We start from the raw sequence: 16,156 nt of genomic DNA, 5'->3' as shown, positions 1-16,156 counted from the left end.
GTCTATATTTTAAGGGGTGGCACCGCACCTGACCTACCCGCTGGCAACTGACTGACCGCAGGATTTATTTCTATGCCGGCCTTGAGGCAGTAGCAGGATACCGAGTGTTTATAGCGCAAGTCGGAGTACGTCCAATCGGGCGCGTCGTCAGCGCGACCATAGTCGGCGGCATTCGCCGATCCACAGGGTTGCGTCAGCCGTTTCGCGATCCGGGGGCTGACGCCGCAGAGAAAACCGGCGGGTGGCAACAATCGCGCGGGTGATCTTCTCGATCCAACGGTGTCTAATCGAGATTCCTGGGGATGATCACTCGTCCCTCCGGGAATCGCTGACGCTTTGACAAACTCGGTTTTCCAGACCGGGGGCCGAGTGCACAAGATCCTGGCATGTCACCGCCAAGGCACCGCCACCGAGCGGAACCGCTTGCCCAGACTGCTGGACAGCAACCATAACATTCCATTTGCAAAGCAGATCGCGTACCGCTCGATTTTCAGAGGAAAAATATACATTCCGGCCGTCCCGGCGGATTTTTACGAGCCCAACTTCCCGGAGCTTGGCTATGTGGTGCCACGAGGCTGTCCGGCTAATATTAAGCCGTTCGCGAATTTTGCGATCCGGCAATTCATAGTCGAGCAGCAAGCTCAAAATGTGCAGCCGCCGCGCATTGCCCAGCACCTCCAGAAATTCGGCCGCTCGTGCGGCGTTAGCCCTTAGTCCGTCCGAGACCATAGATGCCTCTTCCCCAGCAACTTGCCGTCACGCCCGAAGACTGCGGAACAATCGATCTCTTCAATGAACACGGCCAGATCATCTGGCACGAGCCACTGGGCGTAGGACCGAAGCCGTCTCAACCCACAAGCCTTGGCATGCCTCTCGGCGCGCTCGGATTCAAGTCCAGCCATCGTTGAGCGCTGTTGTTGGATTGGCACGAAACCATTGAGGCGTCCTTCCGCCAGCTGACTGGCCCAGCAAGTCGTGACCTGTTCCACTCACCGCTCCTTTACGTGACCCGGCAGACAAAATACCACAGCCATGTCGATAGTGTCGGCTCCTCCATTATGATTAAGGTGGCGGGTTCTCCCCACCGCATTTCGGAGTTAGCCCTTTTGACGGTATGATTGCATTGCGTATCAACGGGATGCGCGGATGGGTTATTTCCCATTTCGACCGAGCCTCCGTTGTTCGGCGCCGACGCAGGCGGGCCGAAGCTTTCAACACATCGACTTGCCCGGTGCGATGTAGTGTCGTTCGATGACCAACACCGCCTCCCCTTCCCTCTGATGGCCTCCATTGATTACCAAAATCGTAAATCCGCGACCTACAGTGCCAGTCGCTTCGTCCGGTCTTCGTTGAGCCCCCAGCCGATTGGATATCGCTCTGCCCAAGCACTCTTGGTTCCCCTTGAAAGATCATAAATGAATCGTGTGGCAGGCCTGAGCATCGAGTAGCAACCATGGGCCTCGTGCTACGGGTGACCGGCGCCCCCGACCCGAAATCGTTGCTCGCCCCTCTTTTCTGAAGGATACGGGCCCCCTCTGTAGCCCAGCAACCACCATCATTATGAGGATTGCTTGCGACAGGGGGGCGAGCGATGCCGTAACCGCTGAGATCTCCTTCCCGGTCGATGTCAACCACGATCAGCACCGAATGGCCAATGACGACGCCAGCTTCGCGTAGTCCCTGGGCGGCATCGGGATGAGTAGGCAAAAGCCTCCTGGCTTTTTTGTTTCGAGCAAGGCGTCACGAAGGCTGGTCAGCGGTTCTGGCAATCTTCACCATGCGACCTTGCCTCCTGCAAACGGCTAACTCGCAATCGAGCGAACGCTACTAAAGAACGCCTCGACCAAGGAAATTGGTATCTTACAATACCGGCGCAGGCTTGTTGGGCTTTCAGTTGTAATCCTGTGCCGATGATGAAATCATGCGCGCGCTTGACAACGGGCAGGTTAATTCAAGTTCCGCCACCAGGAGGAGAAGCGGTATGACCACTCAGGTTGTACATCGCGTATTCGGTCCCAAGCAGGTCAGGCAATTCAGGGAAGTCTACGAGCGCGCGCGCGTTGTGGAGGCAACTTACCCCGATTCGCACATTGCCAGCAAAGCCGCCAAACGGCTGATCGAGGCATTCGAAGCCGAGATCCAGACTGACGGGACGGTTCTCGATTTTCAGCAGCTATGCGAAGCAAACCCCCTGGGGACCGCCTGAGACCCGGACGTTGTCTGGCGAAGGCTCACGATGAACCGCTTCATCTGCCGACGTCAGCCATGCCCTGCAGGCGGATCGTGCTTGCCGTTCAAAATCAAATTTCGGAAGTGGGTCGCCATGCGGAGCGATAGGGGAGCCATGGGGTGTTGGGCGGCGGTGGCTCCCCTATCCTGTCTCCGCATTTGTTCGCAGACAGGCAGCGTAAGCTCGAGCAGACGCCGGCAATCCAGTGTTCAGCGTGGTGTATACATCGTCAACGAAGCTTTTGGAGGTATGATGCAGCGTTGTCAGGAGGTGCGAGCAAACCCAACCACCGCCTATCGTATGAGACCCGCCGAATTAATCGCAAGAGCGCGTGCAACCAACACAGTGCGCGGTAACCGAGGATATCTATAGCCTGGTGCGGCACGGGCATGCGCCTTAGTTCGGGCCGCTCGCGCGGGTCAAACCGGTTTGGAGTCCCGTCTTCTCAACGTAAAAATTTACCGAAAAAATTAACTTATGTTAGAGAATGCTAATAAATAGCTCCTACACTCCCGAGGCTGCTTTAGATGTCAGCAGCCACGTTGCTTGAGGTTCGCAATCAGCCTTGAGCGTGGAAAAGGGGTCGGGTACCAAAACTTCCAATTCTAAGAAAGGGCACTTATCGGGCGCCACAGGTACCTTCGTTGGGGAAGGGTGAGTATCGGTATGGTTTCTACAGCAGGACTGCACAGTTACGGTTCGTCAAATCGATCAAGAGTTCCGTCCAGCGGCACAGAAAATCTCCACCAAGAAGCAGGTAAGCAATACCTTCTCATGCTGGACGGGAGGGCCTTGGACCGCGAGTGTCTCGCTTCGGCGCTTGAGGATCATGAATTGGGCATGGTGGTCGTCGCCATGGGTTCGATCGAGGAGTGGCGCATAAGGAAGGGTTCGGCTTCTCCCCTTTCAACCATACTCTTCAACCTCGGGGGCCGGAAGGTCACCGATCACGGCATTGCAGAAGAAATCAGGCATATTTCGTCCGAGTTCAAGACCGTTCCGGTGGTCATCCTGGCCGACACCGAAGATCTTGCACAGGTGCTGACGGCTCTCGAATGCGGCGCACGCGGCTACATTCCGACTTCGGTCGGGATCGATGTGTGTGTCGAGGCGATCAACTTGGCTGCAGCCGGAGGCATCTTCGTTCCGGCCAGTAGTGTCCTTTCCATGCGGCACCTGATAAAATCAGGCAACTGCGACGCCCGGCCCTTGACGGGCATGTTCACGCTCAGGCAGGCAGAGGTCGCCCAGGCACTGCGACGCGGCAAGGCGAACAAGATCATCGCCCACGAACTGAACCTTCGCGAAAGCACTGTGAAGGTTCACATCCGAAACATCATGAAGAAATTGAAGGCGACCAACCGCACGGAGGTCGCCTACAAGGTGAACGATCTCTTCGCGGAAGGACCTCTGGGCCAAGAGTGATCGCATCAACAAGACGGCCCGTCCTGGTTTAGTGCTGGCGGGTCGTGTTTTTTGTCAACAGAACATTTGAATGAAGGTCGATGGATTTCGCGTTGCCGCACGACCGATGCCACGCGAGACTCCCTTCTGAATCGTGACTTTGCTCCGCGCAATGGAACAGCTTTTGAGAAGAGGCAGTCGGAGGGGTCCGGGGCAACGAAACGCCGCCCCGTTCGAGCGGCATTCTCGCCTGATCAACCAACAGCAGCAGCGGTCTGTGCCTCGGCCGTTCGTGCCAAATGACGGCGCAGGTCGCGCATGTCGACCTGCTGACCGCAAATCGGGCAGGTATGGAAATTGTCGTCTCGTGGGCTGGCTGGCCACCGTGCAGCTTGCCGGGGATTGGTGGTCCAAGGTCGGATTCGCCATGGCTATCAAACATTCAATTCGTCTAAAATGGTCCGGAACCATTTTTTAGCGCACGCTATATTGAATCGCAGTCTTGCGAGGCAGTTCATGCGTTTGAAGTTCATCCCACCTATTGAGCCGGAGCTTGTCGACACCCGCCCGAGCGGGGCGACTGGATTCACGAGATCAAATTCGACGGGTATCGCACTCAGCTCATCATGGATGAAGATGGCATCCGCCTGTTGACGAGAAGAGCGCGCCACAACCAGGACAGGTCAAGCGACTGATCCTTGGGTCTCATCACCGACAGGGGAAGTTTGCACCTGTTGCAGCCGAGCGGCGCGTCTCCGATCATGATGCGTATCCCAGCGGCCACCAAGGTTCACTCGGACGCCGGGATGGGTCCTGCAATTACTGGGCGAAGCGCAGGTGACCCACAACGGTACTTTTGACGCCGCGAGCTCCAACAGCGCGCGCGTTGGGGTGTGATCGATCAGGCAGACGTGCGGCTGTCAGCCGGCGGCCTAAGGATACTCAGAATGTCTGGTTGTAGGCGCCCACCTCGGGGCTGCGGCGCAGCACGGTGTCGACAGCCTCGAACATCTCCCGTCGACGCTGCGACGACACCGGGCTTTCGACGACCACGACCAGTTCCGGCTTGTTCGAAGAGGCGCGCACCAGTCCCCAGGTGCCGTCTTCGGCGACAACGCGCACGCCGTTGACGGTGATGAGGTCGGCGATCTTCTGGCCCGCAAAAACCGTTCCATCCCGCTTCATGGACTGAAAGTCGGCAACCACCCGCGCGACGACGCCATACTTCACATCGTCCGCGCAGTGCGGCGACATGGTCGGCGTGCCAAAGGTCAGCGGCAGCGCGCGGTAGAGATCGGCCATCGAGCTGCCGGAGCTGCGATCCAGCATCTGGCAGATGGCGATGGCGGTGACCAGCCCATCGTCATATCCGCGCCCGATCGGCGGATTGAAGAAGAAATGGCCCGACTTTTCGAAACCGGCGACGGCGCCAAGCTCGGCGACGCGGCGCTTGATGTAGGAGTGGCCGGTCTTCCAGTAGTCGGTGATGGCGCTGTTGGCGCGCAGCACGCTGTCTGTGTTGAACAGGCCGGTCGACTTGACGTCGACGACGAAGGTCGAGCCCGGATGCTGGCTGGAGATATCGCGCGCCAGCATCACACCGACCTTGTCGGCAAAAATCTCATTGCCCTCATTGTCGACGACGCCGCAGCGGTCGCCGTCACCGTCGAAGCCAAGGCCGACATCGGCTCCAGTCTCAAGCACCTTGTCCCTGATGGCATGCAGCATCTGCATATCCTCGGGATTGGGATTGTAGCGCGGAAAGGTGTGGTCGAGTTCGACATCGAGCGGGATCACTTCACAGCCGATCCGTTCCAGCGCTTCAGGCGCAAAGGCGCCGGCGGTGCCATTGCCGCAAGCGGCCACGACCTTGAGCTTTTTCGAGATGCGCTTGCCCCGGGTCAGATCGTCGAGATACGTTTCGCGAAAATTGGGAACGAAATCATAAGACCCGCCGCCGACAAGGTCGAAATCGCCGGCCATTACAATCTGCTTCAGCGCGCTCATCTCTTCCGGCCCGAAAGTCAGCGGCCGCGCCGCGCCCATCTTGACCCCGGTCCAGCCATTCTCGTTATGCGAGGCGGTGACCATAGCGACCGAAGGCACGTCCAGTGCGAACTGGGCGAAATAGGCCATCGGCGACAACGCCAGTCCGATGTCCCTCACCCGAGCGCCCGCAGCCATCAAACCAGACACCAGCGCCAGCTTGATGCCAAGCGAATAGGAGCGGAAATCGTGCCCGGTGACGATATCGGGACCGGCACCGACACGGCGGATCAGCGTGCCAAGCCCCATTCCGAGCGCCTGGACGCCAATCAGATTGAGCTCCGGCAGTTGCGCGGAGCCGGGATGGCCAAACCACCAGCGCGCATCATATTCTCGAAAGCCGGATGGCTTGATCAGCGCTTCGGTTTCGAACTCGAAACTGTTGGGCCGGGCGTCGCCAACGATGCTGAAGGACAAGACTGGAAAACTCCGAGTGGCGGAAATTACGAGTTGTCGAGGACTGCGGCTTAGCACAGAAGGCTTTAAGCCACGTTTATCCCAGGAGGGAATCCGAGCCTTTCGGGCTATGCTCGACGAAAGCCGATGAAATGCGACAGAAGTGCTGCCATGCCGCTTGCAGGAACGAAGTGTGGCGGCTATAAGCCCGCGGTCTGGTCACGGAGTGTAGCGCAGCCTGGTAGCGCACCTCGTTCGGGACGAGGGGGTCGCAGGTTCAAATCCTGCCACTCCGACCAGAAAAAACAAAGAGTTAGCGCATCCCGACTTCGGCGCTCCACCTGCCCCTCAAGCGAGATTACTCGCGCCTCCCCGCCGGCCGACAGCGATGCCTGTTGCACTGGACAGCAACCAGACGGTCTCAACCGGCCGCCTGATGCCTTCGTGCGTGCGCTCGCGGACAGATTCCGGAAAACATCTCAACTGGTACGCGCGTCCGGCTAGCGGAGGCCAAAAAAGCTCAAGATCGCTATCACGATGACCACAGCTCCAACGAGCCAAATGATATTGTTCATGATCTCTCTCCTGTTGCCTGGGGGAAGCCCGCGCCTCTTGCGGAGAACGCGGGCCGACCAGTCTTTGCCGACTGATCCGCAGCAGACACCAAATCGTGATCCCGGCTGCGAGAAATAAAACCATCAGGCACGTCTAATGTTCCGTCGTTGACGAGATCCGGCGGTGACAGTGAACGTTCGGGCCGATACCGGACCACCGGAACCAAAGCGATCAGGGGCAGTTAATCCAATGAAGGGCTAATTAAGAAAACGGAGAAATTGCAATGAAAACAATGATCATGTGCGCGTTGGCGCTTTCCATTGGACTGCCCGTCGTGGCTTCGGCAGCCGAAGCCGATGTGGTTGTTAGAACCCATCATCGACATCACGGCAGCGTCAAGATCATCAACGAAGACGGTCAGCGCTTGCACCACCGCCGCCATGGTACTGTGGCGTTCTACGACCATGGGCGCCGGCATCATCACCGCGATACCGTTGTCGTGACAGGTTCCGTCTCCACCCATCGCCACCACCATCGGCACCATCCCGTGGTGATCGAGAACGACGGGTACTGACCACAGATCTCCGGCCCGATTCTTGAAGGAATCGGGCCACGAGAAGCCCTTTGATCATGCTTTTGGCAGCACCGTCGGCAAGACAATTGCCCCTAGCCAGACTTAGGTCTGACCCCTGCCCGACCGAAGTCCAGGTTGGAAACGCATGCGCTTGCCCCAAATTCGGGGTGGCGGGCAAAAATGATCGATGAAACCAAGAGCAGCAGCATGTCGAACCGTGAGACCAAACGATCCGATGCCCTGAGCACGCGAGTAACAGAGATCAAGGCCAGGATGCAGCAAGCCCAGATTACCGAAGACGAGATGAAGACCTTCCAGAAGGTCGCGGCCATCATGGAGGGCGGCGAGGGCCGAATCGAGGTTGACGACCTGATTGCCGCGTCATTCCTCACCGACACGCTGCTGAACAGCCCGAAGCGTTAAGCGACCATGCCGACGATTAGCAGACTTTTTGATTCCCACGCCGATGCGACGCGGGTCGCTAGCAACCTGGTGGCGGCCGGAATTCCTCGCGTACAGATCGCGATCATCGGGCCTTACAATGACGAGACAGGATCTGTTTGGGTTTCCGCTTTGGGATCGGTACTGGGCGCTGCCGCCGGCGGGTTGGCATGTCTGAGCGCCGTTGCGGCAGTTGGTATCAATCCTGTTGCTGCGAGCGTATTGCCAACAGCGGTGGCTGGCGCGGTCTGTGGCGGCGTTGCCGGCGGTCTGTTTGGAACATTCGCCCTGCGCGCCATGAAGGCGGATGATCAGGACGTGGCCGAGGGCGTCGTCCTGGTGACGGCGCATGTCGATGAAAATGACGCCGAGATCGCTCAGACAGTGCTCGGCGGTCCCCCGTCGACGTTGGTGGCCGAAGCAGCTTAGGAAAGCCGCCTCGACGTCGCCGGAACCGGCACTCTCCGTTCGCCAGCGATTGAACTCCACACTCGGCAAATAGCAATTCAGACTGGGGATGTCCCTGCCGTCGGCCGCATGGCCGAACCCTGTGGCAGGTTCCTTCGCGGCCGCATATTTTGACGAAAAGGCCCGTCGGCTCTAGGGTCGATGGACCTGATGGAATGAGTGAAACGGCGGGCCGAGTGCGACATGAATTTGAATTCAACCACAGCCCCGCCCTTGATTCTTGTGATGACGCTGGTTCTCGTCGCTGGCTGTTCATCGCTCGGCAGAACCGTCGATCCAGCGAAATACGATTCAATGACGTGCACCGACCTCAACAGCGCGATGGGAGACGTCGCCCGTGACATCTCGCAAACGGCAATCACGCGCGGCAAGGTCACCAACACCAATGTTCCACGCTGGCTGCTCGGCGGCTCACGCGTGAAGACCGCGGTAGCCAACCGTGAAACAGCCAGGATCGACCGGCTTAAGCAGCAACAGGATGCCATTGCCGCCGTGCGAGCGCGCAAGTGCCAGAGGTCCGCGAGTTGAGCGGACAGCCAACGCCTCGGTGCAGAGCCCGGTTCAGGCGCTCAGGCGAAATCGCGTCACGTCGATCGCGGCGGCCATCAGCGTCTGTGTGTAGGCGTGCTGCGGATTGCTGAAGATCGCCTCGGTCGGCCCTTCCTCGACGATCTTGCCCTGTTTCATGACGATGATGTAGTCGGCCATGGCGCGCACGACCGACAGATCGTGGCTGATGAAGAGATAGGACAATTCGTGGTCCGCCTGCAGCTTGCGCAGCAGTTCGACGATCTGTTTCTGCACAGAGCGATCGAGCGCCGAAGTCGGCTCATCCAATACCACCAGCTTGGGCTTCAGGATCATGGCGCGGGCAATGGCGATGCGCTGCCGCTGACCGCCGGAGAATTCGTGCGGGTAGCGGTTGCGGGCGTTGGGGTCGAGGCCGACCTCGCGCAATGCCTCGACCGCGCGTTGATCACGCTGCTTGCCCGAAAGGTCAGGCTCATGCACCAGAAGTCCTTCGGTGATGACCTGGCCGACAGTCATGCGCGGCGACAACGAGCCGAACGGGTCCTGGAAGACGAGCTGCATCTGGCGCCGCAGCGGCCGCATCGCCTGCCTGTCGGCTTGGGAAATGTCGCGATCGCCGAAACGGATGAGCCCGTCACTCGGCAACAGCCGCAGCAAGGCGCGGCCAAGCGTCGACTTGCCCGAGCCGGATTCACCAACGATGCCGATGGTCTGGTTGCGCTGCAGCCGGATCGAGATGTGATCGACTGCACGCAGCATCAGCGGTTCGCCAGCAAGAAACCCGCCGCCGATCCTGAACGTCACTTCGACATTCCTGCCTTCGAGCAGCACTGGGGCGTTGGCGGGCGGCGACGCCTTGCTGCCGGTCGGCTCGGCCGCCAGCAGCATTTTCGTGTAGGCATGCTGTGGGTTGACGAAGATGGCCTCCGCCTCCCCCTCCTCGACAACCTCGCCCTGGCGCATGACATAGAGCCGATCGGCAAAGCGGCGGACGATGCCAAGATCGTGGGTAATGAAGACGATCGCCATGCCGAGCTTGCGCTGCAATTCGGCCAGAAGCATCAGGATCTGCGCCTGTATGGTCACGTCGAGCGCTGTCGTCGGCTCGTCGGCGATCAATATGTCAGGGTCGTTGGCGAGCGCCATCGCGATCATCACACGCTGGCGCTGGCCACCCGACATTTCGTGCGGATAGGATTTCATCCGCCGCTCGGGATCGGGAATATGCACCAGCCGCAGCAGTTTGAGCGCTTCTTCACGCGCCTCCGCGACATTCAGGCCCCGATGCCGGCGGATCGGTTCGATCAACTGGTTGCCGATCGAATAGAGCGGATCGAGCGAAGTCATCGGCTCCTGGAAGATCATGCTGATCTTGCGGCCACGGACCTTGTTGAGCTCGGATTTGCTGAGCGTTAGAAGATTGCGGCCACGATAGTCGACGCTGCCTGTCGCTTCGCCATTCGACGCCAGCAGGCTCATCGCCGCCATCATCGTCTGGCTTTTGCCGGAGCCGGATTCGCCGACCACGGCAACGGTCTCGCCCGATTTGACATGGATGTTTATGCCCTTGACCGCCTCGACGGCGCCGTCGAGCGTGCGGAAGCGGACACGCAAATCCTTGACGCTGAGGATCGTTTCGGAAGCAGCCATCTCAGCGGTCCCCCTCTTTATCGATCGGCATCTTAGCGATCCCCATCTTAGCGATCCCTCGGGTCGAGTGCGTCGCGCAGGCCGTCGCCGACGAAGTTCAGCGCAAACAGCGTCGAGACGAGGAAGAAGGCGGGGAACAGGAGCAGCCAGTTGGCGGTGCCGATGTTCTTGGCGCCGACCGAGATCAGAACGCCCCAGCTGGTCATCGGCTCCTGCACGCCGAGGCCGAGAAACGATAGGAAGCTTTCCAGGATGATCACCTGCGGCACCAGCAGCGTCATGTAGATGACCACCGGGCCGAGCAGGTTGGGGATGACGTGGCGCAGCAGGATGCCGCGCTGGCCGACGCCCATGGCTTCCGCCGCCTGGACATATTCCTGGCGGCGGATCGACAGTGCCTGGCCACGCACGATGCGCGCCATGTCGAGCCACAGCACGGCGCCGACGGCCAGGAACATCAGCACGAAGTTGCGGCCGAAGAACACCACCAGCATGATGACGAAGAAGATGAAGGGCAAGGAATAGAGCACGTCGACGATGCGCATCATCACCTCGTCGACCTTGCCTCCGGCAAAACCGGCAGCGGCCCCGTAGACCACGCCGATGACCACCGCCACGACGCCCGCGAGCAGGCCGATGGCCAGCGATATACGCCCGGCCATCAGCGTGCGCGACAACAGGTCCCGTCCGGTGTTGTCGGTGCCGAACAGGAAATATTGCTGCTTGATCGAGGCGCTCATCGTCACTTCGAGACCGTCCGGCGACTTGCTCTCGATCTTGGTGTCGTCAAAGGCATCGGATCGGTCCAGATAGCGGATGTTGCGATCGTCGATCGGCCTGGTCGACTTGACGGTGACGAAGACCTGGTTGCCTTCCTGCCGCCATTCCTTGATGTCGACCCGCATGCGCTTGATCGCTTCGGTGAGCGCCGTCTCGATCATGTCGGCCTTCGGATAGGCTGACAGGCTTGGCGGCATGCGCACATAGTCGGCATAAATGGTGGTGTATTGATGCGGCACGAACCACGGCCCGAACACGCTGACGACCCCGATCAGGGCAAGGTAATACAGGCTGAACATGGCGGCGCGATTGGCCTTGAGCCGCGCCCAGGCATCCCCCCAGAGCGAACGGCCGATGACGGTGGGGGCGACTGTGGCCGCGATGTCAGTCATAGCGCACTCTCGGATCGACGACCGCGTACATGACGTCGACGATCAGGTTGAAGACAATGGTAAAGATGGCGATCACCACCACCGTTCCCATCACCAGCGTGTAGTCACGATTGAGCGCGGCATCGACGAAATAGCGGCCGACGCCTGGGATGGAGAAGATCGTCTCGACGATGACCGAGCCGGTCAGCAGTGCCGCCGCCGCCGGACCGGTGAAGGAGACGATCGGCAGGATGGCGCCGCGCAACGCGTGCTTGACCACCACCGACCAGTCGGACAGGCCCAGCGCGCGCGCCGTGCGGATGTGGTGGGACCGCAAGGATTCGATCATCGAGCCACGCATCAGCCGGGCGACGATGGCGATCTGCGGCAGGGCGAGCGTCAGCACCGGACCGACCTTGTTGATGAAAGCGCCATCGCCCCACCCACCGATCGGCAGCAGCCTCCAGGTCAGCCCGAACAGGAGTTGGATCACCGGCGCGATGACGAAGGTTGGGATGGTGCTGCCGGCCGTCGCCAGCGCGATCACCGTATAGTCGCCAAGCTTGTTCTGATTGAGCGCCGCAATGGTGCCGAGCACGGAACCGAGCAGCAGCGCCAGGACGAGCGCCGAGGCGCCGAGCTGAACCGAAATCGGCAGCCCCTTGGCGAACAGTTCGGTGACGGTGAAATCCGGCATGTTGTAGCTCGGGCCGAAATTGCCGCGCAACAGATTGCCGAGATAGTGGACGAATTGCAGCCAGAGCGGGTCGTTGAGGCCGAACTGGGCTTCGAGATTGGCCCTGATCTCGGGACTGAGCCCCCGCTCCTGGTTGAATGGACCGCCCGGCGCGACGCGCATCAGGAAAAACGCCATTGTCACGATGACGAACAGCGTTGGAATGGCGGTCAGAAGCCGCCGTAATACGTATCGCAGCATCGGTGCCCCGCTTGATCCAGAGCCGCGCGCGTCCAGTTGGACGGCCGCGCTCCAGCTTTCAAATCTTCGCACCGACATTTGCCGAAATCGAATTCCGGTACCCGGGCCGATGCGATGGCAAACCATCGCCACCGCGCCTGGAGGGCGCGGTGGCTTGGCCAGGGTTAGTCCTTGCTGACGAAGCGCGACGGATGCACGTCCATCACGTTGTCGACGAAGCCATGCAGCTTCGAGGAGACGATATCGTGGTAGCTGTAATAGAGGAGCGGTATCTGGCCGACGTCGTCGACCAGGATGCGTTCGGCGTCGGCCAGTTCCTTCATGCGCTGTTCGGGGTTGCCGCCGGCGGCGGCCGCCTTGTCCATGGCCGCTTCATAGGCCGGGCTGTTGTAGTCCGAATAATTGTTGCCGCTGGCTTTGCGCGAGATGCCGAGGAAGGTTTCCGGATCCTTGTAGTCGGCGATCCAGGCGGCACGTGCCAGATCATAGTTGCCCTTCTGCTCGAGGAAGGAGTAGTGGGTCTTGGTGTCGGTGTTGAGCAGCGTGACGTCGACGCCAAGCGGCTTCAGCTGTTCCTGGATCGCCACCGCAGTGTTCTTGTGGTTTTCCGACGTGTTATAGCGGATTTCCATCTTCAGCGGCTTTTCGGGCGTATAGCCGAGTTTCTCGAGGATCTTCTTGGCCGCATCCTCGCGGTCGATCTGCGGCATGTCCGCATATTTGGCCATTGCCGGCGTGTAGCCTTCGATGCCGGGAGGCACCATTGAATAGCCGGGCAGCATCGAGTTCTGCCAGACTTTTTCGGCGAGGAAGTCGCGGTCGATCGCCATCGAGATGGCATTGCGCAGCTCTACATTATCCCACGGCGCCTTGTCGGTCTTGATCGCATAATAATAGGTGCCGAGATACGGTCCAACGTGGATCTGGTCGCCAAACTTGGTCTTGAGATCGGCGAGCTGTTCAGTCGGAAGGTCGTCGTAGCTGTCCAGTTCGCCTGCCTCGAAGCGCTTCATCGCCGAAGAGCGGTCCTCGGTCGGGATGTAGTTGACGACGTCGAACTTGACGGTCGCCGCATCCCAGAATTTCGGGTTCTTGACCAGCTTCATATGATCGTTGGGAACCCATTCGGCCAGCGTATAGGCGCCGTTCGAAACGAGATTGCCGGGCTTGATCCAATCGGCGCCGAGCTTTTCGATGGAGGCCTTGCTCACCGGATAGGTCGCCTGGTGGGTCAGCATCTCCAGGAAGTAGGGCGTCGGCGCCTTCAGCGTGACCTCCAGCGTATTTGCGTCAATCGCCTTGACGCCCATGTCCTCAGGCTTGCCCTTCTTGGTGTTGACGTCCTCCGCACCCTTTACCGGATACAGCATCGAGGCGTATTCGGCGCCGGTCGCCGGATCCTCCAGCCGGTGGAAGGCATAGACGAAATCGTCCGCCGTAACCGGGCTGCCATCCGACCACATGCCGTCCTTGCGCAGCTTGAACGTATAGACGGTTCCGTCGTCCGAAACCGTCCAGCTCTCGGCGGCACCAGGAATGAGATTGGCCTTCTGGTCCTGCATGACCAAGCCCTGGAACAGGTCGCGCAGGACATTGGCTTCGTAAACCGTCGAGGTCTTGTGCGGATCGACCGACTCCGATTCAGCGGCGGTGCCCCTGTTATAGACGGTCTCGGCAAAGGCCTGCGTGTAGAACGTCCCGGCGGCCAGCGTCATCGTCGTGGCGAACACAGTCGCCTTCAGCATGTTTTTCAGCATGAAGTTCTCCCTGTCGGCGCTGCCGTTGGCGCGCCTATTAAGTGTTGACGCCCTGGAGCCGATATCTGACCCCTTTGAGCGCGCCGCTGGTTCCCGTCCTGCGGCTCGTGTCCAGACACTAACGCGGAGAATTTTTATTTCAACAGACTCTCTGGGTCACCCAAAGTAAGGCGGACGAAAGCTATGGTGTGGCCGCTGAAACACCAGCCGAAACCAAAAGCTTGACTTGGTTTCTTCACCTCGACGCTATTTTTCACCGCGAATCGGGAGCCATGCCAGTTTGCCGGAATGTCTTAATGCGTTCTTAAGCAACCTGAGGTTACATTACGAGTACCTTCTATACGGTTCGAGCTTCAGACGCGCGGCGGCTATGAGTAACGGAGCAAGTAAATTGCCCAAAATCCGTCAACTAATGCGGAAATTTCAAGAAGAGCGCGGTACCTCTGCGGTTGAGTTTGCCTTACTTTCACCGATTTTCATTCTTCTTCTACTCGGAATGGTTGCATACGGTATATACTTCGGCGCCGCCAACTCGATCCAGCAGATCGCAGCGGATGCCGCCCGCACGGCAATTGCCGGGTTGAACCAAACCGAACGTCAAACGCTCGTAGCCAGCTTCGTCACCAACAATGCCGGCGGATATCCCTTCGTGGATGTCAGCAAGTTGACCTACCAGGCCAACGACAGCTCGGCCGATGGAAGCCAGTTCGTGGTGTCCATACAATACGACGCCCGCAACCTGCCGATCTGGAACCTTTTCCCGGGCATAGCCATGCCTGGGACCACGATCAGGCGCCAGTCAACGATCAGGGTCGGGGGCATTTGAATGCTGCTGCATGCGTGCAATGGGATCGGTCGGCTTGCCCGGTTGATGCTGAGTGACAGGAAAGCGAACTTCACCGTCATGGCGGCATTGAGCGCGCCGGTGGCGCTGGCGCTGGCCGCAGTGGCCATCGACGAAGCCTCGATCTACACCGAGCGCCGCGAAGCGCAGGCAATGGTGGATCTGGCGGCGATCACCGCCGCCTCGAACATGACCAATGTCAATGCAGCGGTCGTTACCACGCTGACCGACAACGGCATGCCAGGGGTTGTCGTTCAAAGCTCGGGACAGACGATCGAGCCGGCGGTCGGCAAAACCGTCGTGACGGTCACGCCCGGGCGATATGTGGCATCCGGGGCCAATGTGGGCCAGCGTTTCCAGGCCAGCATAACCCCCTACAATGCCGTCCGCGTCACCCTGAAGAAGATCCCCGCCCGCTATTTCGCGAGTTCGCTGATCCCCACTCCCGTCATCGGCACCCAAGCCACCGCCAGCATGACGCCACAGGCGACGTTCTCGGTCGGATCGAGGCTCGCCAGCCTCGATGGCGGTATCCTCAACGCGCTTCTCGGCGGACTGCTCGGCAGCAACATCTCGCTCAGTGTCATGGACTACAACGCGCTGATCTCCGCGGATGTGAGCGTGCTCTCCTTCGTGGACGGCCTTGCCACACAGCTAAACCTAACTGGCGTCTCGTATTCGGATGTGCTGGCATCGAAGGCGACCGTCGGCCAGATCGCCACGGCCATGGCCAATGTGCCCGGGCTTGGCAACACGGCCAAGGCCGCCCTGCAGACGATCGCGTCCAAGTCGACCAGCACGGTCCAGATCCCGCTCAGTCATCTGGTCGATCTCGGCTCCGTCGGCAAGTTGGGCCTCGGCCAAAGGCCCGCCGGCCTCGGCGTCGACGCCAGCGCCTTGGGAATGCTGACGGCCGCCGCCGGACTGGCAAACGGTTCAAAACAGGTCGACGTCGCCCTCGGAGCCACCATTCCCGGGGTGCTGTCGACCACGCTCGCCATCGCCATCGGCGAACCACCGCAATCCTCGCCATGGCTGGCGGTTGGAGAAGCCGGCACCGTGGTTCGCACCGCGCAAACGCGCATCAAGCTGCTTGTCACGGTCGGCGTCGGCAACCCAAACCTGGGCGGCGGTATCAGCCTGCTGTCGGTCAAGCTGCCGCTGAATGTCGA

14 protein-coding genes, 1 tRNA gene and 1 pseudogene are annotated in these 16,156 nt (G+C 59.9%); 10 read left to right on the top strand and 6 right to left on the bottom strand.

The window, feature by feature from the left end; all coding sequences use genetic code 11:
• Positions 1 to 306: 306 nt before the first annotated feature.
• Positions 307 to 729 (bottom strand): helix-turn-helix transcriptional regulator, encoded by a 423-nt coding sequence (locus EN914_RS40115; protein WP_127218896.1) that lies wholly within the window; start codon positions 727 to 729, stop codon positions 307 to 309.
• A gap of 1,252 nt (positions 730 to 1,981) precedes the next feature.
• Between EN914_RS40115 and EN914_RS04675 the strand changes: the two genes are divergently transcribed.
• The 3 genes and pseudogenes from EN914_RS04675 to EN914_RS40110 form a co-directional block, all read left to right on the top strand.
• Positions 1,982 to 2,206: a hypothetical protein gene (locus tag EN914_RS04675; protein ID WP_024505842.1), complete on the top strand. Its 225-nt coding sequence runs from the start codon at positions 1,982 to 1,984 to the stop codon at positions 2,204 to 2,206.
• 690 nt (positions 2,207 to 2,896) lie between these two features.
• Positions 2,897 to 3,655 carry a response regulator transcription factor gene (locus tag EN914_RS04670; protein WP_063174058.1) on the top strand — a complete coding sequence of 253 codons (759 nt, stop codon included), beginning with the start codon at positions 2,897 to 2,899 and terminating at the stop codon, positions 3,653 to 3,655.
• A gap of 495 nt (positions 3,656 to 4,150) precedes the next feature.
• Positions 4,151 to 4,293 (top strand): annotated as a pseudogene (locus EN914_RS40110) (ATP-dependent DNA ligase); the annotation flags it as partial.
• A 283-nt stretch (positions 4,294 to 4,576) separates the two neighbouring features.
• Here EN914_RS40110 and EN914_RS04655 read toward each other — a convergent pair.
• The gene (locus tag EN914_RS04655; RefSeq protein ID WP_127389014.1) at positions 4,577 to 6,097 is read right to left on the bottom strand and encodes a phosphomannomutase/phosphoglucomutase; all 1,521 of its coding nucleotides are present in this window, start codon (positions 6,095 to 6,097) and stop codon (positions 4,577 to 4,579) included.
• A 201-nt stretch (positions 6,098 to 6,298) separates the two neighbouring features.
• On the opposite strand from EN914_RS04655, the gene EN914_RS04650 reads away from it, so the two are divergent.
• The 5 genes from EN914_RS04650 (at position 6,299) to EN914_RS04630 (ending at position 8,642) form a co-directional block, all read left to right on the top strand.
• Positions 6,299 to 6,375 (top strand) — tRNA-Pro (locus EN914_RS04650).
• Between the two features lie 539 nt (positions 6,376 to 6,914).
• Complete coding sequence (locus EN914_RS04645) at positions 6,915 to 7,205, top strand: hypothetical protein (RefSeq protein ID WP_024503706.1); 291 nt, start codon at positions 6,915 to 6,917, stop codon at positions 7,203 to 7,205.
• 207 nt (positions 7,206 to 7,412) lie between these two features.
• Positions 7,413 to 7,628 carry a hypothetical protein gene (locus EN914_RS04640; RefSeq protein ID WP_024503705.1) on the top strand — a complete coding sequence of 72 codons (216 nt, stop codon included), beginning with the start codon at positions 7,413 to 7,415 and terminating at the stop codon, positions 7,626 to 7,628.
• Positions 7,629 to 7,634: 6 nt separating this feature from the next.
• On the top strand, positions 7,635 to 8,075 hold the full coding sequence (locus EN914_RS39075) for a hypothetical protein (RefSeq protein ID WP_024503704.1): 441 nt from the start codon (positions 7,635 to 7,637) through the stop codon (positions 8,073 to 8,075).
• Positions 8,076 to 8,297: 222 nt separating this feature from the next.
• Positions 8,298 to 8,642: a hypothetical protein gene (locus tag EN914_RS04630; protein ID WP_024503703.1), complete on the top strand. Its 345-nt coding sequence runs from the start codon at positions 8,298 to 8,300 to the stop codon at positions 8,640 to 8,642.
• A 33-nt stretch (positions 8,643 to 8,675) separates the two neighbouring features.
• On the opposite strand, the gene EN914_RS04625 is transcribed toward EN914_RS04630, so the two are convergent.
• From EN914_RS04625 to EN914_RS04610, 4 genes are all read right to left on the bottom strand, one after another.
• The gene (locus EN914_RS04625) at positions 8,676 to 10,295 is read right to left on the bottom strand and encodes an ABC transporter ATP-binding protein (RefSeq protein WP_024503702.1); all 1,620 of its coding nucleotides are present in this window, start codon (positions 10,293 to 10,295) and stop codon (positions 8,676 to 8,678) included.
• 47 nt (positions 10,296 to 10,342) lie between these two features.
• The gene (locus EN914_RS04620) at positions 10,343 to 11,467 is read right to left on the bottom strand and encodes an ABC transporter permease (RefSeq protein WP_013532690.1); all 1,125 of its coding nucleotides are present in this window, start codon (positions 11,465 to 11,467) and stop codon (positions 10,343 to 10,345) included.
• Positions 11,460 to 12,383, bottom strand: a complete 924-nt coding sequence (locus tag EN914_RS04615; protein WP_013532691.1) for an ABC transporter permease subunit — start codon at positions 12,381 to 12,383, stop codon at positions 11,460 to 11,462. The genes EN914_RS04620 and EN914_RS04615 overlap by 8 nt, the downstream gene beginning before the upstream one ends.
• Positions 12,384 to 12,547: 164 nt before the next feature.
• Complete coding sequence (locus EN914_RS04610; RefSeq protein ID WP_013532692.1) at positions 12,548 to 14,140, bottom strand: peptide ABC transporter substrate-binding protein; 1,593 nt, start codon at positions 14,138 to 14,140, stop codon at positions 12,548 to 12,550.
• A 412-nt stretch (positions 14,141 to 14,552) separates the two neighbouring features.
• Between EN914_RS04610 and EN914_RS04605 the strand changes: the two genes are divergently transcribed.
• A complete protein-coding gene (locus tag EN914_RS04605; RefSeq protein WP_174564973.1) occupies positions 14,553 to 14,966 on the top strand; it encodes a TadE family protein in 414 nt (137 codons plus the stop codon).
• Positions 14,967 to 16,156: TadG family pilus assembly protein (locus EN914_RS04600; protein ID WP_127389013.1), on the top strand; the 1,190-nt coding region annotated here is incomplete at its 3' end.

It is taken from the genome of Mesorhizobium sp. M7A.F.Ca.CA.001.08.2.1, from assembly GCF_003998455.1.
Taxonomy (GTDB): Bacteria; Pseudomonadota; Alphaproteobacteria; order Rhizobiales; family Rhizobiaceae; genus Mesorhizobium; species Mesorhizobium ciceri.
This window is presented reverse-complemented; position numbering and strand designations above follow the sequence as displayed.